We start from the raw sequence: 24,534 nt of genomic DNA, 5'->3' as shown, positions 1-24,534 counted from the left end.
TTTCGGCTTAAATTGTCGCTGAATCAGGATATTAACCACCCATGAAGGGTAAATACAAAGCCGCCCTTGCGCTGCTGCTGGCGCTGATTTTACTGCCGCTTTCGCTGCTGCTGACGCTCGCTCACTGGCTGCCGACGCTTGCCGGTATCTGGCTGCCGCAGGGAACGCGCATCGCGATGGAAGCCAGCCCGCGCCTGCATAACGGCGCAATTGTTATTCCCGATCTCCGTTATCTGGCGGGTGAGTGCGAACTTGCCAATCTCAGGGATGCCACCCTCAGCCACCCAAGCCGCTGGCGCCTGCAGGTTGCGGAACTGAATCTGAACCCGGACTGTATCGGCAAAATCCCGCAGGATGATGCCTCGTTCGCCGCGCCGCGTACCCTTGAAGAATGGCAGAAAATGCTGCCCAACACCTGGTTGACTATCGATAAGCTCAACGTGACTCCGTGGCAGCAGTATTCGGGGGCGCTGCGCCTTTCGCTGACGCCGGAGCAACAGCACCTGGATTACCAGGGCAAACTGCTGACCGTTGCCGCGACCCTTAAAGGGCAGAGCCTGCGGATAGGCGAGCTGAAGGTTGGCGCATTCGAAGGTCTTCCACCGCTGGAGCTGGTGGGCGAGTTAACCCTGCCTCTGGTTCCCGACGGCCTGCCGACCGATGGCCAGGTTGCGACTCAGGTACAAATTCCGCAGGAGTCGGACAAGCTTGACGTGATGCTGAACTGGCATGCCAGCTCGGGTACGTTAGCGGTCAGAAAAGCCGCCTCAGACGAGATGTTGCTTTCGGTTCCGTGGCGTCTAAGCGAGAAAGTGCTGGAGATTAACGGCGGCGAGTGGAACTGGCCCTACGCCGGTTTCCCTCTGCGCGGCGGCCTGGCGCTGAAGGTAGAAGACTGGCAGCAGGGGCTGGATAACGCGGTATTCACCGGGCGAATGAACGTGGTGACCCAGGGCGAAGCCGGGAAGGGTAACGCCGTGCTGAACATCGGGCCGGGCAAGCTCAGCATGACCGACAGCGCCTTACCGTTTCAGCTAACCGGCGAAGCCAAACAGGATCAGCTGATTTTTTACGCGGTGCTGCCCGGCGAGCTGACCGGGGCGCTTACCGACCCGGCTTTACTGTTCCGCCCCGGCGCGCTGCTGCGTTCACGCGGGCGGCTGATTGAAACCCTGAATATAGATGATGTGCGCTGGCCGCTGGCCGGCGTGCGCGTCTCGGGTAAAGGCGTAGATGGCCGCCTGCAGGCAATTCTGCGCGCTCACGATAACGAAATGGGCTCCGTTGAACTGCATCTTGACGGCAAAGCTAACGACTTCCTGCCGGACGCCGGGCTGTGGCAGTGGCGCTACTGGGGCAAGGGCAGTTTCACGCCGATGCAGGCTAAATGGGACGTAAGGGGCCTTGGCGAATGGCGCGACAGCGCAATAGAGCTTAGTTCGCTATCAACCGGATTCGACAAACTGGAATACGGCTCGATGCTGATAGCCAAGCCGCGCCTGGTGCTGGAAAAACCGCTGCGCTGGGAGCGTAACGAAAAAAAAGAAACCTTTAGCGGCGACTTCTCGCTGGATGCCGGAGCAGCCACCTTCAGCGGCGGCAGCGCCTTGCCCCCTTCAACGCTCAAGTTTAGCGTCAGTGGCCAAAACCCAACTTCCTTCCTGTACAAAGGCGATCTCCATGCGGGTGCTATTGGCCCGGTACGGGTGGTGGGGCGCTGGGATGGCGAGCGCCTGCGCGGTAATGCGTGGTGGCCAAAGCAGGTGCTGACCGTGTTCCAGCCCCTGCTCCCGCCGGACTGGAAAATGGATTTGAAGGGCGGCGCGCTCTACGCTCAGGTTGCTTTCTCGGCCGCAGCCGGGCAGGGCTTCGAGGCAGGCGGCCACGGCGTGGTAAAAAACGGCAGCGTCTGGATGCCGGATAACCAAATCAACGGCGTAGACTTTGTGCTGCCGTTCCGCTTCAGCGACTCCACCTGGCATCTCGGCACCCGTGGGCCGGTCACTCTGCGCATCGCAGAAGTGCGCAACCAGATTGCGACGCAAAATATTACTGCCGATCTCGAAGGCTGGTATCCATGGAGTGAACGTCAGCCTCTGCTGCTAAGCAACGTGAATGCCGATGTGCTGGGCGGCAAGATATCCATGCAGCAGTTGCGTATGCCGCAGCATGATGCGGCGCTGCTGCGCCTGCAAAATCTCTCCTCGAGCGAACTTATCAGCGCGATTAGCCCGAAACAATTCACCATGTCCGGGCGCTTCAACGGCGCGCTGCCGCTATGGCTTAACCATCCGCAGTGGATAATCAAAGACGGCTGGCTGACAAACCCCGGGCCGATGACCTTCCGTATGGATAAGGATATGGCCGACGCCATCGTCGATAATAATATGGCTGCGGGGGCGGCAATTAACTGGCTGCGCTATATGGAAATTTCCCGCTCCTGGACCCAACTCAGTCTTGATAATCTCGGCATAGTGAAAATGCGCTCCAGCGTGACCGGCATCAGCCACGTCGAGGGGAAAACAAATACCGTCAATCTCAACTATACCCATCAGGAAAACCTGTTTACCCTGTGGCGCAGCCTGCGCTTTGGCGATAATTTACAAACCTGGCTGGAAGAGAATGCCGCGCTGCCGTCAGCGCGCTGTACCCAACCCGGCGAAGCCTGTGAGGACAGACAATGAAAATATTAACCGCCGCGCTGCTGGCACCCTGCGCCATGATGCTGGCGGGCTGCACGCCGCGAATCGAGGTAGCGGCGCCGAAAGAGCCAATAACCATCAATATGAATGTCAAAATTGAGCATGAGATCCATATCAAAGTGGATAAAGATGTCGAAAGCCTGCTCAAAAGCCGCAGCGATCTGTTCTGATGAGGGGAACGGGGATGAAATCTATTCTTAAAGGGGCGCTGGCGCTGGCCTTGTTGTTCAGCGCGTCGGCAATGGCTCTGACATTGAATGAAGCTCGTGAACAGGGGCGGGTCGGCGAAACGCTAAGCGGCTATATTGCGCCGATAAAACAGGACCAGGAAACCCTGGCGCTGGTAAAAAGCATCAATGATGCCCGCGCCCAGCATTACCAGCAGTTGGCGGACACCAATAATATTTCGATCAACGAAGTGGCGCGGCTTGCCTGGCAGAAACTGGTCGATCGTGCGCCGGCCGGTGAGTATGTGCGTGGTCTGAACGGCCAGTGGATGAAGAAGTAGTTTTGGTATTTTACTCTCACCCCCGGCCTTCTTTCAGGAAGGCTCAGGGTGAGAGGGCTCTTTTCAGGCGGCCTGAAAACGCTTCCGATATTCCCCCGGCGAAAGCCCAAACCTTCCTTTAAAAGCCGTTGAAAAATGGCTGTGATCGGCAAATCCCCAGCTGTAAGCAATCCCCGCGAGTTTCTCGCTTTGCCCGGCGGTGCGCAGCGCCTGGGCGCACAGGTCAAGACGGCGATTTTTAATATATTGAGCGACTACCAGCCCTTTATCTGCGAACAGGCGGTAGAGGCTGCGTACCGACATGCCGGATTCGCTGGCAATCCATTCCGGGCGCAGCGTTTCGGACTGAATATGCTCATCAATCAGCGACATGACTTTTTGCAGATGGCGGTCGCGCCTGGAGTGAGGAAGGCTGCGGTTGATAAGCGCAGGGGTAAGCAGGCAGGTAATCGCTTCCAGCATAGCCTCACTCTCACTATTGCTAAGAGAGTTGCTCCCCATGCTTTCGCGCAGCAGGCTATGGCTAAGCCGCACCATCGGTAATTCCGCCGCCAGCCTTTGCGCGCAGGGAATGTCACCGAAACGCAGGTTCTGTTCAAGCAGGTGGCGGGGCAGCAGCAGAGAGACCTGTTTTGCGCCGCTGGTATAAGTAAAACGACTGGGCTGAGAGGCGTCGATAAGCGTGATGTCGCCGCCTCGTAGCACGGCCCGGCTGTCGCCTTGCTCCATTACGGCCTCTCCGGCCAGCTGAAATACGGTATAAAACCAGGCGTCGTTGCTTTGTGAAACCTCGCGCCGGGTTCTCACCAGGCTGGCCTGGCTTATCTCCACGACACTAAGCTTCATGGCATGCATCTGCTGCTCGCTCAGGCTGCCGTGAAATTCACTTTTCAGCGCCGCACCGGCAAAGCACCCGCATGCACGATTAACCTGATCCAGCCATTTTTCGAATCGCTCGTTGTATTGCTCTTGTGCCATACATCCCCCACCTTTCGTCGCCCGACGCCAATAACTATAGGTAAACGTGATTCAAAAAAAGAAGCATGATTTGTATTTGTGTAGCGTGTCACAGCCAGCAAAGCGAATGTCAGCCGCAGCAAACCCGGAATTCAACATAACGCCTAGAATGAAGAGGTGCTACCCGATAATGACTTTGATAAGGAGATGCTATGTCTGAGCAAGAAACGGTAAGCGTGCTGGGCAATGTGCGCCAGTTTCTTCAGCGTTCTCATGGGCTTTACATTGATGGCCGCTGGCAGGAGTCCGACAGCGCCTCCCGGCTGGCGGTTTACAACCCGGCGGACGGGCAACAAATATCCAGCAGCGCCGATGCCAGCGCAGAGGATGTCGATCGCGCGGTAACCTCCGCCTGGCGCGCATTCAGCAGCGGCGTTTGGGCAAATATGCTGCCCGCCGGGCGGGAAAGGATCTTACTGCGTTTTGCCGATTTGCTTGAGCAGAATACGGAAGAGCTGGCGCAGCTGGAAACTCTGGAGCAGGGTAAGTCGATCAATATTTCGCGCGCTTTTGAAGTGGGATGCACTTTGAACTGGATGCGTTACACCGCAGGCCTGACCACTAAAATTAGCGGCCAGACGCTGGATGTATCGATCCCGATGCCGGAAGGGGCGCGTTACCAGGCCTGGACACGCAAAGAACCAATTGGCGTGGTAGCCGGTATCGTGCCGTGGAACTTTCCGCTGTTGATAGGTATGTGGAAAGTCATGCCCGCACTCGCCGCCGGCTGTTCCATCGTGGTGAAACCTTCCGAGACAACGCCGCTGACGTTGCTTCGCATGGCGGAACTGGCGAGCGAGGCGGGCGTGCCGGATGGCGTGTTTAATGTAGTAACCGGCAGCGGAGTACGCTGCGGCAAAGCGCTGACCGAACATCCTCTTGTGGCTAAGGTTAGCTTTACCGGCTCGACGGCCACCGGAAAAGGCATTGCCAGAGCGGCGGCTGACCGTCTGACCAGGGTCACGCTGGAGCTGGGCGGTAAAAACCCGGCCATTGTGCTGAAAGACGCCGACCCGGCAATGGTTATTGAAGGCCTGATGGCCGGAAGCTTCCTGAACCAGGGGCAGGTATGCGCTGCCAGCTCGCGAATTTATATTGAAGCGCCGCTGTTTGATACTTTGGTTAGCGGTTTTGAGCAGGCGGTGAAATCGTTACAGGTTGGTGCGGGCCTGGATCCTCAGGCGCACATTAACCCGCTGGTTTCTAAAGCTCAGCAGCAGAAAGTAGCGGGCTATCTGGCGGATGCGCAACAGCAGCGAGCTGAAATTATCAGCGGTAACTCGGGGCCGCAGGGCGACGGTTTTTACATTGCGCCTACGCTGGTCGTGAATCCTTCCACCAGCCTGAAACTCACTCGTGAAGAAGTCTTTGGCCCGGTTGTCAATCTTGTTCGGGTGGCGGATGCGCAAGAGGCTTTACGCCAGGCCAATGATAGCGAATACGGCCTGACTGCCAGTCTCTGGACCAATAATTTACAGGCCGCAATGCAGTATACCGGGCGCATCCAGGCCGGAACGGTGTGGGTTAACAGCCACACGCTGATAGACGCCAACATGCCGTTTGGCGGAATGAAGCAGTCCGGAACCGGGCGTGATTTTGGCCCGGACTGGCTGGACGCCTATACCGAAACTAAAACGGTATGCGTGCGCTACTAAATAGCGACACATTTTGGGTCTTATCACGACCCGTTATTATTTGTCGCTGCTAGTGTTGAACTCCCTCGCTTGCGGGGGAGACTGTTAACCAGTCTTGACCATTAGTCTAATAAAATCTGTAGCTACCTTCAGGCCGGGATCTCCCGGCTTTTTTTGCGTTTTTTTGTCAAGAAACCGCTATTTTGGTCATGAAGTGACTTTCTCTGAGGGGTATTCAGCGGCGTTGAAAAGCGTTCTGGCGACCGCAGCACACCCTTGCATCAACAAGAAATTAACATCTATAAAAAAACAACCAAAAATGAGCAACCTGATATTATCGGTCTGTTAATACGAAATGTAAATTTGATGTAAATCAATTTATGTAAGCTAACTCTATGAATTATCGATCTTCGACGTTTTCGTTTTTAGCGCAGATATTGTCATTTTCTCCTAAGTTACTGTCACCACTTTGCTTTTGCGTAACATGTCTTTAACACAAAATCGTTGGTGAGGTTAATTTTTATCTGGTAGGATTTTTCTTACAAACCGGTAGGAAAAAGCATCCTGGTTATTTGCGCCGCTGAATAAAATAAGTCATATTTAATTCGTTGGTTATTTTTTCAAATCGCCGGAAGCCTAAAGGAAATAGCTATTCGATTATGGGTTTCATTTATTCATGGGAAGCGAAAGTGCGAAGAAAAAACACTCATTGATAGTTGAAGAAATCAGATGGTGTGCTGGTAAGAAAATTAATCGGCCACGCAATAATAAAATCTTTGTCTTTTTATATATTTAATACGCTCAATTTATTGGGCTGCTTAGTCATATCCGCCAATCAGCAGGCGGAGCTTTTGCCGCATCTCTGTATTTATTTTGAGTAGAAGGATCTTGCGATTATGGCCCATTTTTATTCTCTGTCAGGCGTCATTTTCGCCCTTATTTGTATCGGGGCCAGCGCGGGTGGAAATGCCGCCCCTGCGCCGGAGTGGGCCGCTGCCCCCGGCGTTGCTCAAGCCACCAGCCTGACGCTCGGAGAGAGCATTTTGTTTGCCCTGGACAGAGATCCTGCGGTTTCCCGGCAGGCCGCGCAGCTCGGCATCGGCCAGGCACAAATCGACCAGGCCCGGAGCGCATGGTTCCCGCAGGTTTCTCTTAGCGGCAGCACCGGCCACTCCAGCACCACTGACTCCAGCGGTTCATTAAAAAATTCGGCTGCTTACGGTCTCAGTCTTACCCAGCTGGTGTATGACTTCGGCAAAACCAGCAGCAATATTAGCCAGCAGCAGAGCCAGCGGGAAAGCTACCGTTATCAGTTGATGGCAACGTTAACCGAGGTGGCGGAGAAAACCGCCCAGACGTATATCGAGGTCAAGCGCTACCAGGCGCTGATTGCTGCCGCCGACGAGGGCGTTGCCGCGCTGCAAACCGTGAACAACATGGCGAAGCTGCGTGCTGACGCCGGGCTTAGCTCCAGCTCGGACGTGCTGCAAACCCAAACCAGGATAGCGGGCATGCGCTCGACGCTGGAACAATATCAGGCCGCCTTACAGAGCGCGAAAGCGCGGCTGGTGGTGCTGACAGGAGTGAAAGCCGCTCAATACCAGCCGCTGCCGATGAAGCTGGCGCTGGAGCAGGAGCCGCTCGACAACATTGACTACTCGATTATCCCGGCGGTATTAGCGGCTGAAGCCATGCGCAACTCCTCGGATTATGCCGTCGATAAAGCAAAGTCCGGCCACTGGCCCACGTTAAGCCTGAGGGGCGGGCGCACCCGCTATCAGTCCAACAATAACGCTTACTGGGACGATCAAATTCAACTTAACGTTGATGCCCCAATCTATCAGGGGGGCGCCGTTTCGGCCCAGGTTGAGCAGGCTCAGGGCGCGCGGCGTATTGCTACCTCACAGGTAGAGCAGGCTAAATTTGACGTGTTGCAGAAGGCCTCGGTAGCGATGGCGGACTGGAGCGGTGCCAGAGGCCGGGAAGAGGCCGGAAAGCTACAGCTGGACAACGCCCGCCGCGCCCGTGAGGTTTATAAAAACGAATACAAGCTCAGCAAACGCAGCCTCAACGATTTATTAAGCGTGGAGCAGGACGTTTTTCAGGCGGCGTGGGCACAAATTAATGCCGATTATGACGGCTGGCTGGCAGCGGTAAATTATGCCGCCGCCGTAGACAATTTATTGCCGCTGACGGGGATTGAAAAAAACGCCGCATCGAAATTACCTGAATTGAAATAAATACCAACAGAGCAGCAAGTTAGCGATAACTGAAAAAATAAGTTGATGTGAAATGAGATCCAGATTTCTCAGGGATACGCACATTCAAAAATAAGCGTATATGCCCCGTTTCGGCATATTTAAGGAGAAGTGCTATGAGTAAAGTTGTTGACGTTATTTCGCGCAAAAATGCAGAGAAAACAGTATTAACCAGCGACGGCAATCTTTCCGTTTCGCTCTCTTCCCCGTCGATCATCCAGGTTCACGGCAGCGCCCAGGACGTGGCTCGCTATGTGCGCCAGGGTAAAGACCTGCTGATCTACATGAAAGACGGCAGCGTGATGCGCTGTAACGGCTATTTCGCGGAAGAAGAGGGGCAGTCCGGCCGCCACTCTGAGCTGGTATTCGACGACGGCAACGGGCTTACTCATATCACTTTCGACGACGCGGGCGCGGCGCTGGGCGGCCAGGGCATCGAGCTTACGGCAACGGCTATGCCGATTGAGTCCGTACAGCCTCTGCTGGATGGCTCCGTACTGAGCGATGTTCCCTGGGGCTGGGTTGCCGGTGCTATTGCCGGCGGCGTCGGGGTTGGCGCACTGCTCGCTCACGGCGGCAGCGACAAAAATCACACCGAAATAATCGATAATACCAAAGAGGTTGAGAGCGCAAGGCCGACCTTTGCGGTGACCGATAACAAAGGCGACAGCAAAGGGCTGCTGAGCAGCAATGCGGTCACCGATGACGCCACGCCAACCTTTAGCGGCTCCGGCCAGCCGGGCGCGACGATTCAAATCAAAGACGCTAACGGCAATACCATCGCCAGCACCATGGTAGATAAAAACGGTAGCTGGAGCGTGCTGCTCGGCGAACAGCCCGACGGCACCCATACCTACAGCGTAGTGCAGATTGACGGCAGCAAAGTCAGCTCTGCGGGCGATATCACGCTGAATATTGTCACCGCAGAGGCCGCCATCGACGTCGCCGTTACCGCCGACAAAAACGTCATTAACTCGGCCGCTCAGGCAAATGATCTGCTGTTAAGCGGCAGCTCAAAAGAGCTGGCAGCGGGTACGGCATTAACCGTGACCCTTAATGGTAAAACCTACGCAACCACCGTTAACGCGGACGGCAGCTGGAGTCTCAACGTTCCTGCTGCTGATGCAAAAAACCTGGCCGACGGCAGCTGGACGGTTGCCGTAAGCGGCAAAGATGCCGCCGGGAATACAATCTCCGCCAGCCAGACGATTGTCGTTGATACCAAAGCGCCGGTTCTGACGGTAGATACCGTTGCCGGGGACAATATTGTTAACGCGGCGGAACACGGCGGCCCTGTCATCGTCAGCGGTAAAACCGACGCTGAAGCGGGGCAAATCGTTACCCTGAAACTGAACGGCCTGACTTACACAGCCGTAGTCGGCGCGGACGGCAGCTGGAGCCTGGAGCTCCCCGCCGCTGACGTTCAGGCCATGGTGGACAACAACTACACGCTTAACTTCAGCGTCAGCGATAAAGCGGGCAATACCACTAATACCAACACTTCGCTTCTGGTCGATACCACTCCGCCAGAGGCCAGCGTCAATACCGTTGCCGGCGACGACATCCTCAGCGTGACCGAGCAGGGGCAGGCACAGATCGTCTCCGGCACCAGCCGCGGCGCGGCAGAGGGCGATAAGATAACCGTCTCCGTGGGCGGCGCAACCTACAGCACTACCGTTAAAGCAGACGGCAGCTGGAGCGTGGGCATTCCTAAAGAAGTTGTTTCCTCGCTGCCGGAAGGCCAGAACACTATTACGGTGACCATCACCGATGCGGCAGGCAACAGCGCCAGCGTAAACCATGATATTACCGTTAGCTCCACGCCTCCGTCGTTTAGCTTCGACGCCATAAGCCACGATAACGTACTCAACGCCAGCGAGGCCGGGCAGCCGCTTACCCTGAGCGGCACCAGTAACCTGCCGGACGGCAGCGCGATTACCGTTACGCTTAACGGCGTGAACTATGCGGGCGTGGTGAACCATGGCGCGTGGAGCGTAGAAGTGCCTGTCACCGATGTGGTTAAGCTCGGCGATACCAACTACACCCTCAGCGTTAGCGGCACAGACAGCAACGGCAATACCGGATCGGCGGGTGCGACCTTGCTGGTTGATACCGCGCTGCCGACGGTGATTGTTTCTGCTTTTGCCGGGGATAACCGGGTTAACAACAGCGAAATAGATAACGATCAGCTGCTTAGCGGCCGGGTCACCGGGGCGCACGAAGGTGATACGGTCACCATTAAACTCGGCGGAAAAACCTATAACGCGACGGTGCAAAACGATCTGAGCTGGAGCACCACGGTGCCTGCTGCTGACTTAAAAGCGCTGGGCGACGGCGATGCGTCTATCGTTGCCTCCGTGACTAATGGGCACGGAAATACCGGCAGCGGTAGCAGCGAAATTAACATTAACGCCCAGCTTCCGGGGCTGCGCATTAACACCATCTCCGGCGACGACGTGATTAACGCCATCGAACAGCACCAGGATCTTACCGTGACGGGCAGCAGCGCGAATCTTAGCGCCGGAACCACCATTACGGTGCGGATCAACAACATTGACTACCAGGCCGTGGTTAACACAAACGGCAGCTGGCAGATTGGCGTTCCCGCCGCTGATTTAGCCTCCTGGGCAAACGGAAAGCTGAGCATTGTGGCCAGCTCCGCAGACGAATGGGGCAACCCGGCGGTGATGTCCCGCGAACTGGAAGTTGACCTGAATTCGGTGGCAATAACCGTCGAAGCTGTCACCGGCGACGATATGCTAAATGCGGTCGAGAAGGCGGCAGACCTGACGCTCAACGGTAAAACCCAGGGCGTTGAGCCAGGGCAGACCGTGGTTATCAAATTTGCCGGTCACACCTACACCACGACGGTGAATGAAGACGGCAGCTGGAGCTACACGGTTCCGGCTTCTGATATGGGCGCAATGATTGACGGCCGCGCCGAAGTGTCCGTTAGCGTGACTAATACTAGCGGTAACAGCGCCAGCGGGGCGCGTGAAGTGCTGGTGGATACTCAACCTCCGGCCATTACCTTAAACAGCATCACCGCGGATAATATTCTTAACCACGCCGAGGCGGCGCAGGATCTGGCAATTACCGGCACCAGCACCGCCCAGCCGGGCCAGACGGTGACCGTCATTCTCAATAAGCAAAGCTACACCGGGCAGGTTCAGGCGGACGGCAGCTGGAGCGTCACCGTTCCGGCGCAGGATCTGGCCAACCTTCACGATGGCAGCTGGTCGATAAGCGCCAGCGTCAATGACGTTGCGGGCAACCCGGGCAGCGCCAGCCACGGCATGCTGGTGGATACCACGGTGCCGGTTGTCACTATCAACGCCTTTGCAGGCGACAACATCATTAATCAGCTTGAGCATGGCCAGGCGCAGATGCTTACCGGCAAAGCGACCGGCGCGGCGGCTGGCGATGCGGTCAAAATCACCATCAACAACGTTGAATATACGACGGTGCTGGATGCCAGCGGCAACTGGAGCCTTGGCCTGCCTGCCGATGTCATCGGCGGCCTGGCCGACGGCAAATACAGCGCAACCGTAGTCGTTACGGATAAAGCGGGTAACAGCGGCAGCGGCGCGCTTAACTTCGAAGTGGCGACCGGGCTACCGCAAATCAGCATCGACACCGTTGCTCAGGATGACGTGGTTAACGCGGCTGAAAAAAGCGCTTCACTGGTCGTCCGCGGTACCAGCGATCAGCCTGATGGTACGGGGGTCACCGTCACGCTTAACGGCGTGAACTACAGCGCCACCGTGAGCGGCAATCGCTGGAGCGTAGAAATCCCCGCCCAGGACGTTGCTAAGCTGGGTGAGGCTAACTACACCGTCAGCGCGGCGGTCACGGATGCCAGCGGCAACGGCAATTCCACCAGCCACAACGTGCTGGTAGACAGCTCGCTGCCGATTGTGCTGATCGATACCGTGGCGGGCGATAACACCGTCAATCTTGCTGAAGTGAACGCCGGGCAAACCCTGCGGGGCAGCGTGATGAACGTGAAGGCCGGTGACACCGTGACCGTGCTGCTGGGCGGCAAAAGCTACAGCGCCGTGGTTCAGGACGACCTCAGCTGGAGCGTGCCTCTGTCGAAAGAGATTCTTACCGCGCTGGGCAACGGCGAGCTAACGGTTCATGCCTCGGTGACTAACGGACACGGCAACACCGGCAGCGCGGAGCGCGATATCACTATCGACGCTCAACTTCCGGGGCTGCGCATCGACACGGTTGCGGGCGACGATATTATTAACCTCGCGGAACACGGCCAGAATCTGATAATCAGCGGCACCAGCAGCTATCTCACGGCAGGTAGCGTCGTCACCGTTACCCTGCATGGCAAAAATTACCCGGCCACGGTCAATGCCGACGGCAGCTGGAGTGCGGCGGTGCCTGCCGCCGACGTTGCCACCTGGCCGGATGGCGTGCTGACGGTCACCGCTTCCGCCAGCAGCAGCGCCGGAAACCCGGTCAGCATCGACAGCATCGTGGATGTAGACCTGGCTCCGGTTTCAATCAGTATTAATAGCGTCACGGCGGACAACGTGCTGAACGCCGCCGAGAAGGGCGCCGATCTTCTGCTCTCCGGGATGACCACTAATGTGGAGCCGGGGCAGACCGTGACGATTACCTTCGCCGGACACAGCTACACCACCACCGTTAACGATAACGGCACCTGGAGCTTCAGCGTTCCGGCGGCGGACATGGCTAAGCTCAAAGACGGTGATGCACAGGTCACCGTTAGCGTCAGCAATGCCAGCGGTAACCCGGCGAGCGCCGGGCAGGAATACAGCGTTGACACCAGCGCACCGCTGCTGACCATCGATCCGCTGAGCGACAACAATATCCTTAATGCGGCAGAAGCGAAGCAGCCTCTGACCATTACCGGGAGCAGCACCGCCGAGCCGGGCCAGGAAGTGACGCTTACCCTGAACAACATCAGCTACAGCGCAAAAGTTGGGGCCGATGGCCGCTGGAGCATCACCGTTCCGGCAGACGCGCTGGGGGCGCTTAGCGACGGGAATGTCACGGTTCATGCCACGGTTGCTGACAAAGCCGGCAACCCGTCAAACGCCGACCGCAGCATGCTGGTAGATATCACCGAGCCGAAGCTGACGATTGAAACCGTTGCGGGCGATGACACCATTAACGCTACGGAACACAACTACGCGCAAACCATCAGCGGAAGCAGCACCGGCGCAGCCGCCGGGGACGTTGTGACCGTAAAAATTACTAACGATTCCGGCGTTTCATTCAGCTACACCACGACTCTGGACAGCAACGGCGACTGGAGCGTAGGCATTCCTGCTGCTGTGATTAAAGGGCTGGCGGACGGAAGCTATACGCTCACCGCCAGCGTTACCGATGCTGCGGGCAACACCGGCAGCATCACGCACGGCATAACGGTGAATATCGCTCTGCCGACGATCGATATCGCAACGCTTGCGCACGATGATGTGATCAACGCGGTTGAAAAAGGTCAGGATCTTCAAATCTCCGGCACCAGTAATCAGCCAGCGGGCACCGTCATCACCGTCACGCTAAACGGCGTGAACTATCAGGCCATCACCCGGGATGACGGTAGCTGGAGCACTACCGTGCCCGCTTCTGCGGTAGGCAAGCTGGGCGAAGCTAACTACCAGGTTAGCGCAAACGTGACCGACGCCAGCGGCAACAGCAATAGCGCCAGCCATAACGTGCAGGTAGACAGCGCGCTGCCTACGGTAACCATCAACAGCGTTACCGCCGACAATATCCTCAACGCCGGTGAAATCGCCAGCGGCCAGACCCTCAGCGGGACGGTGACCGGTGCCGCATCAGGTGACGTTGTCACTATTAATCTCGGCGGCAAACTCTACCAGGCGATTGTGCAGGATGATTTGAGCTGGAGCCTGCCGGTTTCTAAAGAGATCCTTACGGCGCTCGGCAACGGTGATTTGACGCTGACGGCTTCGGTTACCAACGGCCACGGCAATACCGGCAGCGGCAGCCGCGATATCGCTATAGATGCCAATTTACCGGGGCTGCGTGTGGATACCGTGGCGGGTGATGACGTGATAAACGCCATCGAGCATGCCCAGAACCTGATTATTACCGGCACCAGCACCGGCCTGAAAGCCGGGAGCGCGGTGACCGTCACCATAAACGGCAAAGATTATGATGCCACCGTGCGGGCAGACGGCAGCTGGCAGGCCGCCGTGCCGGGCAACGAGGTTAGCCAGTGGAGTGAAGGTTCCATTAGCATCGAGGTAAAAGGCAGCAGCAGCGCGGGTAATGATGTCGCCATCCAGCACCAGGTCGTTGTTGATTTGAGCGAGGTGGTTATCAGCATCAACACCGTTTCAGGTGACAACGTGCTGAACGCCGCCGAGAAAGGCGCCGATCTGCTGCTTTCCGGCAGCACGCAGAATGTGGAAGCAGGCCAGACGGTAACCATCACTTTTGGCGGCCACACCTACACCGCTACCGTGCAGCCTGACGGCAGCTGGAGCCACAAGGTTCCCGCCGCGGATATGGTCGCCCTGAAAGACGGCGATACCAGCGTGCAGGTCAGCGTGACCAACAATAACGGCAACAGTACCGGCGCGGCACAAAACGTCAGCGTGGATACGCTTGCCCCTACGGTCACGCTGGATCCGGTAAGCCAGGACAACCTGCTGAATGCCGCCGAGGCGAAGCAGGCGCTGGTTATTAGCGGCACCAGTTCCGCAGAAGCGGGCCAGACCGTTACCGTGAAGCTCAACGGCAAAGATTACGAAGCGAACGTTAAGGCCGACGGCAGCTGGAGCCTGACGGTGCCGGCGGAAGATGTCGGCAAGCTGGCCGACGGCAATATTGTCATTACGGCAAACGTGGAAGACCGCGCGGGCAACGCTGGCTCGGCCAGCCGCGACATGTTGGTTGATATTACCGTTCCAAAAGTCACCATCGGCGCGATTGCCGCAGACGATGTGATAAACAGCGGCGAGCACGGGCAGGCGCAGATTATCTCCGGCACCAGTACCGGCGCGGCGGCGGGTGATATTGTCACCGTGACGCTGGGTAATAAGAGTTACACCGGCGTGGTTGACGCGGCGGGCAACTGGAGCGTGGGCATACCGCGCGGGGATATCGGCGCGTTAGCGGACAGCGGCTACACCGTTACCGCTTCCATTACCGATAAAGCGGGCAACACCGGCGACAGTTCGCGCGAAATTACCGTCAACACGGCCGCTCCGACCCTGGCGATAGATACCATCGCCGGAGACAATATTCTTAATGCCGATGAGAAAACCGGCGACGTAGTTATCAGCGGCTCATCGACCGGGCTGGCTCCTGGCGCTCTGGTAACCGTAACCCTTAACGGCAAAAACTATGCCGCAACGGTTGATGACCAGGGCAAATGGACGACGACCGTTCCTGCGCAGGATGTCGCTCATCTTGGCGAAGCTTTCTACGAGGTTTCCGTTAGCGCCAGCAATGACGTAGGGAACAGCGGCGGCCAGACCAGCACGCTGGAAGTGGCTTCGACGTTGCCGGGCGTAACCATCAATGTTGTTGCTACAGACGATGTTATCAACGCGGGCGAACTGACCGCGGGGCAGATAATCAGCGGGCGAGTCACCGGCGTGCAGGCCGGAGCGGACGTTACCCTCAATATCGGCGGCGTTAACTACACGGCAAAAGTTCAGGATGATCTGACCTGGAGCCTGCCGCTGGGTAAAGACGTACTGGAAGCGCTGGGCAACGGCGATCTTAAAATCAACGCTTCCGTGACCGACGGCGCCGGCAATACCGGCACCGGCTCGCGCGAAATCACCATTGATGCCGCGCTGCCGGGGCTGCGTATTAACACCATTGCCGGGGATGACGTTGTTAACGCCATCGAACATGGCCTCAATCTGATTATCAGCGGCACCAGCTCCGGCCTGAGCGTGGGCAGCGCGGTGACCGTAACGGTCAATGGCAAAGAGTATGGCGCGGTGGTCAGCGCGGACGGCAGTTGGCAAACCGTCGTTCCGGGCAATGAAGTTAGCCTGTGGGCGGCCGGGGATATTACCGTTTCCGCTAAAGGCAGCAGCGATACCGGCAACCCGGTATCCATCGACCATACGGTGAATGTTGATCTCAGCGCCGTGGCGATTTCCGTCAACCAAATTGCCGGGGATGACGTGCTGAACGCCGCCGAGAAAGGGGCGGATCTGCTGTTGTCCGGCACCACGCAGAATGTGGAAGCGGGGCAAACCGTCACGATTACCTTTGCGGGGCACACCTATACCACTCAGGTACAGGCGAACGGCAGTTGGGAATTTACCGTTCCAGCCGGTGATATGAAGGGCCTGAAAGACGGCGACACTTCGGTTGAAGTTAGCACGGTGAACGTTAACGGCAACGGCGCTTCTGCGGGGCGCGAAATCAGCGTCGATACCGCAGCGCCTACGCTGCAAATCAACGTTATTGGCGGAGACGACGTGCTGAACGCCGTCGAAGTCGGGCAGCCGGTGGTCATTACCGGCACCAGCAGCGCCGAGGCGGGGCAAACCGTCACCGTGGTGCTGAACGGCGAAAGTTACACCGGGACCGTGCAGCCGAACGGCTCGTGGAGCGTGACCGTGCCAGCGGACAAAGCCTCCGCGCTTGCCGACGGCGTATATACCGTAGCGGCCAGCGTCAGCGATGCGGCAGGCAACGGCAGCACAACCAGCCATAACGTGAAGGTGGATGCTACCGTGCCGTCCGTCGGCTTCAACACCGTGGCGGGCGACGATGTGATTAACCTTGCCGAACACGGCCAGGCGCAGATAGTTTCCGGCACCAGCAGCGGCGCGGCGGTGGGCGATAAAATCACCGTCACCCTCGGCTCTGAAAGCTGGACTACAACCGTTGACGCCGCAGGCAACTGGAGCATAGGCGTCCCGGCGGAAGTGGTGAGCCAGCTTGCCGACGGCAAAGTGACAATAACCGCCAGCCTGACCGATTCGGCGGGGAATACCGGCGGCGGGAGCCACGAAGTGCTGGTTAATACCGGCCTGCCGTCGGTTAACTTCAACGCCATCAGCGGCGACAACGTGCTTAACGCGGTGGAAAAAGGCGAAGCTCTGACCCTGAGCGGAACCAGCGCCAACCTTGCGGCGGGAACCCGTGTAACCGTCACGCTGAACGGCAAAAACTACAGCGCCACTACGGATGCAGACGGCAACTGGAGCCTTGAGGTTCAGCCCGGCGATCTGGCCGCGCTGGGTGAAGCGAATTATACCCTGAGCGCTACGGCGACAAACGCCATCGGCAATAGCGCGAGCGCTAATGCCAATCTGCTGGTGGATACGGCGGCCCCGGCCGTCACCATTAATGCGATAACCGCTGACAACGTGCTGAATGCGGCTGAAGTTGCCGCCGGGCAGACGCTGAGCGGGAAGGTAAGCCATGCTGCGGAAGGTGACGTTGTCACAATTATGCTGGGTGGAAAAAGCTACACCGCAACGGTGAAAAGCGATCTGAGCTGGAGCCTCGAACTCCCGGCGGACGTGCTGGCCGCGCTGGGTAACGGCAAGCTGACGGTGAGCGCATCGGTCACCAACGGCCACGGTAATAGCGGGTCCGCCGAACATGATTTTGCTATCGACGCCGGCTTGCCTGGCATCCGCATCGACACCGTGGCGGGCGACGACGTTATTAATGCTATCGAACACGGACAGAATCTGATCGTTAGCGGCAGCGCCAGCGGCATGGCCGTGGGCAGCACCGTCACCGTAACTATCGGCGGAAAAAGCTATCTGGCGACCGTTAGCGCCAGCGGCGTCTGGTCTGCGGCAGTACCGGCGAATGATGTAAGCCTTTGGCCAGCGGGCGATGTTACCGTCAGCGCGGCAGGCAGCAGCAGCGCGGGTAACCCGGTTTCCATCGATCATACCGTCAAAGTAGATCTCAGCCCGGTAGCCATCAGCGTGAATAGCATTACGGCCGACAACGTGCTGAATGCCGCAGAGAAAGGCGCAGACCTGCTGCTTTCCGGCAGCACTCAGAACGTGGAGGCCGGGCAAACCGTCACGATTACCTTCGGCGGGCGCAGCTATACCACTCAGGTTAAAGATGATGGCAGCTGGAGCTACAGCGTTCCGACGGGTGACCTCAGCGGCCTGAAAGATGGCGATGCTTCGGTAAAGGTTAGCGTCTCTAATGTGAACGGTAACGGCGCATCGGCAGAGCGTGAATATAGCGTGGACGCAAGCGCTCCAGCCCTGACAATCGATACGGTTGCGGCAGACAACGTGATTAACGCGAAAGAAGCCGGAACCGGCGTAACGGTAACCGGTAGCTCAAATGCGGAACCGGGCCAGACCGTTACCCTGACGCTGGATGGAAAAACACATACCGGCGTTGTGCAGGCGGACGGCAGCTGGAGCATCACTCTCGATGCAACGGCTTTGGGTGCGCTGGCGGACAATAATTACCAGATTAGCGTCAGCGTTAACGATGCGGCTGGCAACGGCACAACAAGCAGCAAGAGCATCACGCTGGACACCACCGCGCCGACAATCAGTTTCAACCCGATAGCGGGCGATGACATTATCAACCTGAGCGAGCACGGGCAGGCGCAGATTATCTCCGGCTCCAGCAGCGGCGCGGCTCCGGGAAATACAATTGTTATCACCCTCAACGGCATCAAATACACCACAACGGTGGATGCCAGCGGAAACTGGAGCGTCGGCGTTCCGGCATCGGCTATCTCCGCTCTGCAAAATGGCACCGCCACCGTGAGCGCGGTCTTGACCGATGCCGCAGGTAACGAGGGCAGCGCGTCGCATAACGTGCTGGTAAGCGCTTCAACCGTCGGGCTGACTATCAACACCATCAGCAATGATGACGTGATTAACGCGGCCGAAGCCAGCCAGAGTCTGATTATCAGCGGGGGCAGCAGCGAACTGGCAACGGGGACGCAGGTTACGGTCATCCTGAACGGCGTGAGCTATAGCGCCACTATTCAGGCGGGCGGCGGCTGGTCGGTTACCGTTCCGGCGGAGCAGGTGCAGAATCTGACGCACGGCAGCGGCTACACCGTGACGGCTTCGGCCACCGACAGCGCCAACAATTCGGCCTCAGCAAGCCATAACATCAGCGTGGATACCTCCGCGCCAATTATCACTATCGCTGACCTGTCTGGCGATAATGTGATTAACGCCGTGGAGCAGCAGCAGCCGCTGACGATCCGCGGAACCAGCAGCGCGGAAGTTGGGCAAAAAGTGACGGTAACCCTGGGCACTGAAAGCTACGAAACCACCGTTCAGGCGGACGGCAGCTGGAGCCTTACCGTACCTGCCCAGGACCTGGCGAAACTTGCCGAGGGCGACTTTATCGTTAATGCCGCGGTAAGCGATAAAGCCGGTAACCCGGGCAGCGCGGACCGCACCCTGACGGTGGACACGGTGGCGCCAACCATCACCTTCAATAAGGTGGCGGGCGACGACATCATTAACAGCGGCGAACAGCAGGTGGGCCAGGTCATCAGCGGCACCACCAGCGCACAGCCGGGCCAGACCATCACCGTTACCTTCAATAACCATAGCTACACCGCTAAGGTTGGCGACGGCGGCAGCTGGTCGGTTACCGTTCCGGCGCAGGACTTCCTCGGCGCGGCGGACGGCAGTTATGTTATTTCTGCCACCGTCAGCGACAAGGCGGGCAACGGCGGCAGCGGCAGCACTCAGGTCACCCTGAGCGGCGAAGTGCCGACCATTAGCGTAGGCACCTTTGCCGGAGACGATATCGTCAGCGCCGCGGAGCACGGCACGCCGTTGGTAATCGGCGGGACAACCAATGCTCCTGCCGGACAAACCGTGACCATCACGCTGAACGGACAGACTTATAGCACTACGGTACAAAGCGACGGCAGCTGGAGCTACACCCTCGGCAGCAGTGCGGTAACCGCTCTCGCAGACGGCGGCTCGTATGTGATTCACGCCAGCGTCAGCAACAGCATCGGCAATAGCGCCGGGGCCGACCGCACCATTACCGTGGATACCACGCCGCCGCAGATGAGCATTACTATTGATGCGCTGCAAAACGACACCGGGCTGAGCGCCACGGACTTTATTACCGCCGATAACAAGGTGGTGGTGAAAGGCTCGCTGGGCGCAGCGCTGGGCAATAATGAGAAGGCACAGATAAGCCTCGACGGCGGCGCAAGCTGGATCGATCTGGTGGTTAACGGCACCGCATGGAGTTTTGCGGATGGCCGCACGCTGCCGGACGGCACGGTAACCTATAACGTTCGCGTGATAGACAATGCGGGCAACGTAGGCGCGACCGCCGCGCAAAATGTGGTTATCGACACCGTCGCCCCTGATGCAAGCAAAACCATCACAGTGGAAGCCGTTTCCCGCGATACCGGTCTGGACGCACATGATTTTATCACCAGCGACAATACCCTGACGCTGAGCGGTAAACTTGGCGCGCCGCTGGCGGCCGGGGAGCACGCGCAGATTAGTATTGACGGCGGTAAAACCTGGGTTGATGTCAGCATCAGCGGCACCAGCTGGAGCTATATCGATGGCCGGGTACTCGCGGACGGCGATTATCTTTATCAGCTTCGGGTTATTGATGCTGCGGGCAATATCGGCTCAACCGCAAGCCAGCTGGTAACGGTGGACACCGTAGCGCCTGACGCCAGCAAAACCGTCACTATCGACAGCATCAGCGACGATACCGGGCTGAGTAACAGCGATTTTGTTACCAACGATACTTCGCTGACGCTGCGTGGAACCGTGGGCGCCGCGCTGCTGGACGGCGAGTATGTCCAGATAAGCCTCGATGGCGGAACGACCTGGCAGACGGTGACTACGCTCGGAACCAGCTGGTACTTCAACGACGGAAGAACCCTTAGCGACGGCACTTATCAATACATCGTGCGCGTGGTGGATGATGCCGGAAACGTCGGGCAGAGCGCTTCGCAGCAGGTGACGGTGGATACCGTCGCCCCGGATGCGGCGATAACGATTACCGTCGATAGCATCAGCAACGACAGCGGTTTCAGCGGCAGCGACTTTATCACCAACGATAATACGCTGACGCTGAACGGCAGCCTGGGCAAGGCGCTCGGCAGCAACGAGTTCGTCCAGATAAGCCTGGACGGCGGCTTAACCTGGGTTTACGCCACCTCCGTGAGCGGAACCAGCTGGCACTACACTGACGCGCGGGTTCTGGCTGACGGAAATCACACTTACCAGGTTCGTGTGGTCGATCTCGCCGGGAACGTGGGTGATACGGCCACCCAGACCGTGACCGTTGATACCGTCGCACCTGTCTACGGGATTACTATCGACAGCATCTCCGAAGACACCGGGCAGAGCAGCAGCGACTTTATCACCATGGATACCACGCTGACCCTGAACGGTACGCTGGGCCATACGCTGGCAAGCGATGAGCGAGTGCAGATAAGCCTGGACGGTGGCAAAAACTGGGTCGATGTCGTGGTTAACGGCACGGCGTGGCACTACGTTGACGGGCGCACGCTTGCTGACGGGGATTACCTCTACCAGGTTCGTATTATCGACCAGGCCGGAAACGTTGGCTCAACCGCCAACCAGACCGTCACGGTTGATACCCTGGCGCCGGACACGCTCGGCACTATTGTGAGCTACACCGATGATACCGGCGAACGTACCGGTAACTTCGACGGCAGCTATCCGACGGATGATAACTCTCCGGTGCTTAACGGCACTCTGAATCATGCGCTGGCGGACGGCGAAATAGCCCAAATTTTCCGCGACGGCGTGCTGGTGGGCAAGGTGACTATTACCGGCGGAACCAACTGGACGTTTGCGGATTCCGGCCTGCTGGACGGCAATTACAACTATGTGTTGCGTATCACCGACAAAGCCGGGAACTACACCGACTCGAACAAGTTTAGCCTGACGGTAGATACCTCGATACCTACCACCAAAGCGCTGGTTGACGGCCTGACGACGACGGACACCACGCCGATTATTACCGGCACCGTAAATGCCGATTTGGTCAACGGGCAGTATGTGGTTGTCACGGTAGACGGCAAAACCTACAGCTCTGAACGCGGCGGCGCGGTGGTGGTCGATCCTTCATCTAACACCTGGTATTTGCAGATCCCTGACGGAAATGCCCTGGGGCTGAAAAGCTATGACGTAACGGCGCAGGTAATGAGCAGCGCGGGTAACGGCAACAACGCGGGTCTTACGCACGGCACAGTAGTGGTAGGGGCGGAGGCATCCATGACGCCGGGCTGGTCCTTCACCAGCGCAACCAACGCTTATTCAGCAAGCTATATGCTGGATACGGACGGTATGTGGACGTTTGCCAGCAACCAGCAGTTTGCCTCCGCTAACGACCGCAACAATTACAGCGTCAGCGGCAACTTCACCATGACCGGGAGCTACACCACCGGCGCCTATGCTGACATCAACCGCGATGGGCTGGCAGATATGCTGGTGGAAAGCACCAACTATAGCTACATCGCCCAGTTGATAAACAACGGCGACGGAACCTATACGTCGACCAGCACCGGCAGTAGCGCGGCGGTTGGTGCACTGCTCTGGTACGGCGCGGTGGTGGCGATTGATTTCCAGGGCGACGGCTACGTTGACTTTGTGATGGGCGACGCGGGCGGGCCGGACTCCAGCACCTTTATGAACAACAACGGCGGCAAGCTGACGGGCACATCCGGCAGTGGGACCTACAGCAACTTCGTGACCGGCGCAAAAGTGGGTAACTACAACAGCCTGATTGAAGCTTCCGGCGTTGACCTGAACAACGATGGCATGGTGGATATTGCCCAGCACACCACCAACGGGGGCAATAACTACGCGCTGTCCACCATGTTCAGCAAAGGTGATGGGACGTTTACCTGGAGCCAGAACTTCATTAACACCATGTACAGCGCAACCGGCTCTGCGGCGGCGAGTAATGCGGTCAGCATGACCTGGGCCGACTTTAACGGTGACGGTTATATGGATCTGTATATGGGCATGTCCCGCGCGGGAACCGGCGGCTTGCTAATGCTGAACGACGGCAAGGGCAATTTGCAGACCGGAACGGCGGTAGGCACAGAGAAGTATAACGGCACCGTGAGCGTGGCGGTGGACTGGAACCTCGACGGCAGGATGGACATCATCAAGCTGGCGAATACCGGGCAGTCGTACATTTACACCAACGACGCGCTGCCGGGTGCGGCGAGCTTTACCTCATCTAAGTTTGGATCGGCCACCACCAGCCAGGTTTCCGGCGCGGCGCTGGTGGATTACGACTGGGATGGTGCGCAGGATCTGCTGATCTTCCGCCAGAACGGCAGCGTAGTGCTGGAGCGCAACACCAACACCGTTGCGCCGGGTACGGCTATCCACCTCAAAATAGTCGATGGCGAAGGGATGAACGTCTTCTACGGCAACACCGTGAAGCTGTACAACTCCGCGGGCGTGCTGGTGGCAAGCCAGGTGATTAACGCCCAGTCGGGCATCGGCATTAACGATGCTTCGGCGCTGGTGAGCTTCTACGGTTTGAGCCCGTCAGAAACCTACAGCGCGGTACTGGTGCGCGCCATTAACGGCGTTTCCAGCAACGAAACGTGGGACGGGTTAACCGCCGGAGACGGAAAAGAAAGCTATGCCCTGACGGCAGACGCTGCAACCGGTATTCACGGCGGAACCCTGACCGGAACCGGCTACAACGATACCTTTGTCGCCGCACAGGGAACCTACGTCTACAACGGCGGCGGCGGATGGGAAACCTCTTCGGATCACCAGACCTGGAGCACAACCGGCGGTATGGATATTGTTGACTTTAAAAACTCCACCGTTGGGATCAATGCGGATCTGAGTAAAACCGGCGCGCAAAACACCGGGTTTAACACCGCAACCTTCACCAATATCGAAGGCATTGCAGGCTCTGACCACGATGATGTGATAACCGGAAACAGCGGGAATAACGTCTTCGAAGGTCGCGGCGGCAACGACATCTTCAATATCGGCAACGGCGGCCACGATACGCTGTTATACAAGTTGCTGAATAACGCGGATGCGACCGGCGGGAACGGCAGCGATGTGGTTAACGGCTTCTCGGTTGGCACCTGGGAAGGTACCGCAGACAGCGACCGTATCGACCTGCGCGAACTGTTGCAGGGCAGCGGCTATGCCGGAGATGGCTCGGCGCATTACATCAACGGCGTGGCGCAGCTGGGCGCGGGGGCAGGCAATATCGGCGATTACATCAAAGTGGTGCAGAACGGCAGTAATACCGAAATCCAGATCGATCGTGACGGCAAGGGAGGAGCCTTTGACCCAACCACGGTCGTCACGCTCAACGGCGTGCAGACCGATCTGGCTACGCTACTGGCCAACCACCAGCTGTTGGTTATCTAGCGTAACAGGCCCCGCCGGAGTTAAGCCCGGCGGGGCAGCTGTCGCTTAAAA

At 57.9% G+C, this 24,534-nt stretch carries 7 protein-coding genes; 6 read left to right on the top strand and 1 reads right to left on the bottom strand.

Going from position 1 to position 24,534, the window contains the following annotated elements; genetic code table 11:
• The first annotated feature begins 41 nt into the window (after positions 1–41).
• From HMPREF0201_RS10585 to HMPREF0201_RS10575, 3 genes are read left to right on the top strand one after another with little or no spacing between them, the layout of a single operon-like run.
• On the top strand, positions 42–2,684 hold the full coding sequence (locus HMPREF0201_RS10585; RefSeq protein ID WP_016536624.1) for a YdbH family protein: 2,643 nt from the start codon (positions 42–44) through the stop codon (positions 2,682–2,684).
• Positions 2,681–2,872 (top strand): YnbE family lipoprotein, encoded by a 192-nt coding sequence (locus tag HMPREF0201_RS10580; RefSeq protein ID WP_016536623.1) that lies wholly within the window; start codon positions 2,681–2,683, stop codon positions 2,870–2,872. The genes HMPREF0201_RS10585 and HMPREF0201_RS10580 overlap by 4 nt, the downstream gene beginning before the upstream one ends.
• 14 nt (positions 2,873–2,886) lie before the next feature.
• Complete coding sequence (locus HMPREF0201_RS10575; RefSeq protein ID WP_039898275.1) at positions 2,887–3,210, top strand: YdbL family probable chaperone protein; 324 nt, start codon at positions 2,887–2,889, stop codon at positions 3,208–3,210.
• Positions 3,211–3,273: 63 nt separating this feature from the next.
• On the opposite strand, the gene feaR is transcribed toward HMPREF0201_RS10575, so the two are convergent.
• Entirely contained in the window at positions 3,274–4,188 is a 915-nt protein-coding gene (feaR, locus tag HMPREF0201_RS10570) for a transcriptional regulator FeaR (protein ID WP_016536621.1), read from the bottom strand.
• A gap of 191 nt (positions 4,189–4,379) precedes the next feature.
• On the opposite strand from feaR, the gene HMPREF0201_RS10565 reads away from it, so the two are divergent.
• From HMPREF0201_RS10565 to HMPREF0201_RS10555, 3 genes are all read left to right on the top strand, one after another.
• Complete coding sequence (locus tag HMPREF0201_RS10565; protein ID WP_016536620.1) at positions 4,380–5,882, top strand: aldehyde dehydrogenase family protein; 1,503 nt, start codon at positions 4,380–4,382, stop codon at positions 5,880–5,882.
• An 875-nt stretch (positions 5,883–6,757) separates the two neighbouring features.
• Positions 6,758–8,101, top strand: a complete 1,344-nt coding sequence (locus HMPREF0201_RS10560) for a TolC family outer membrane protein (RefSeq protein ID WP_016536617.1) — start codon at positions 6,758–6,760, stop codon at positions 8,099–8,101.
• Positions 8,102–8,235: 134 nt separating this feature from the next.
• Positions 8,236–24,483 carry an Ig-like domain-containing protein gene (locus tag HMPREF0201_RS10555; protein ID WP_016536616.1) on the top strand — a complete coding sequence of 5,416 codons (16,248 nt, stop codon included), beginning with the start codon at positions 8,236–8,238 and terminating at the stop codon, positions 24,481–24,483.
• The last annotated feature ends 51 nt before the right edge of the window (positions 24,484–24,534 follow it).

It is taken from the genome of Cedecea davisae DSM 4568, assembly GCF_000412335.2.
GTDB lineage: Bacteria > Pseudomonadota > Gammaproteobacteria > Enterobacterales > Enterobacteriaceae > Cedecea > Cedecea davisae.
This window is presented reverse-complemented; position numbering and strand designations above follow the sequence as displayed.

Coding starts and splice junctions, on each gene's coding strand:
- HMPREF0201_RS10565 (WP_016536620.1), top strand. CDS start 4,380: ATGTCTGAGCAAGAAACGGTAAGCGTGCTGGGCAATGTGCGCCAGTTT.
- HMPREF0201_RS10580 (WP_016536623.1), top strand. CDS start 2,681: ATGAAAATATTAACCGCCGCGCTGCTGGCACCCTGCGCCATGATGCTG.
- HMPREF0201_RS10560 (WP_016536617.1), top strand. CDS start 6,758: ATGGCCCATTTTTATTCTCTGTCAGGCGTCATTTTCGCCCTTATTTGT.
- HMPREF0201_RS10585 (WP_016536624.1), top strand. CDS start 42: ATGAAGGGTAAATACAAAGCCGCCCTTGCGCTGCTGCTGGCGCTGATT.
- HMPREF0201_RS10575 (WP_039898275.1), top strand. CDS start 2,887: ATGAAATCTATTCTTAAAGGGGCGCTGGCGCTGGCCTTGTTGTTCAGC.
- feaR (WP_016536621.1), bottom strand. CDS start 4,188: ATGGCACAAGAGCAATACAACGAGCGATTCGAAAAATGGCTGGATCAG.
- HMPREF0201_RS10555 (WP_016536616.1), top strand. CDS start 8,236: ATGAGTAAAGTTGTTGACGTTATTTCGCGCAAAAATGCAGAGAAAACA.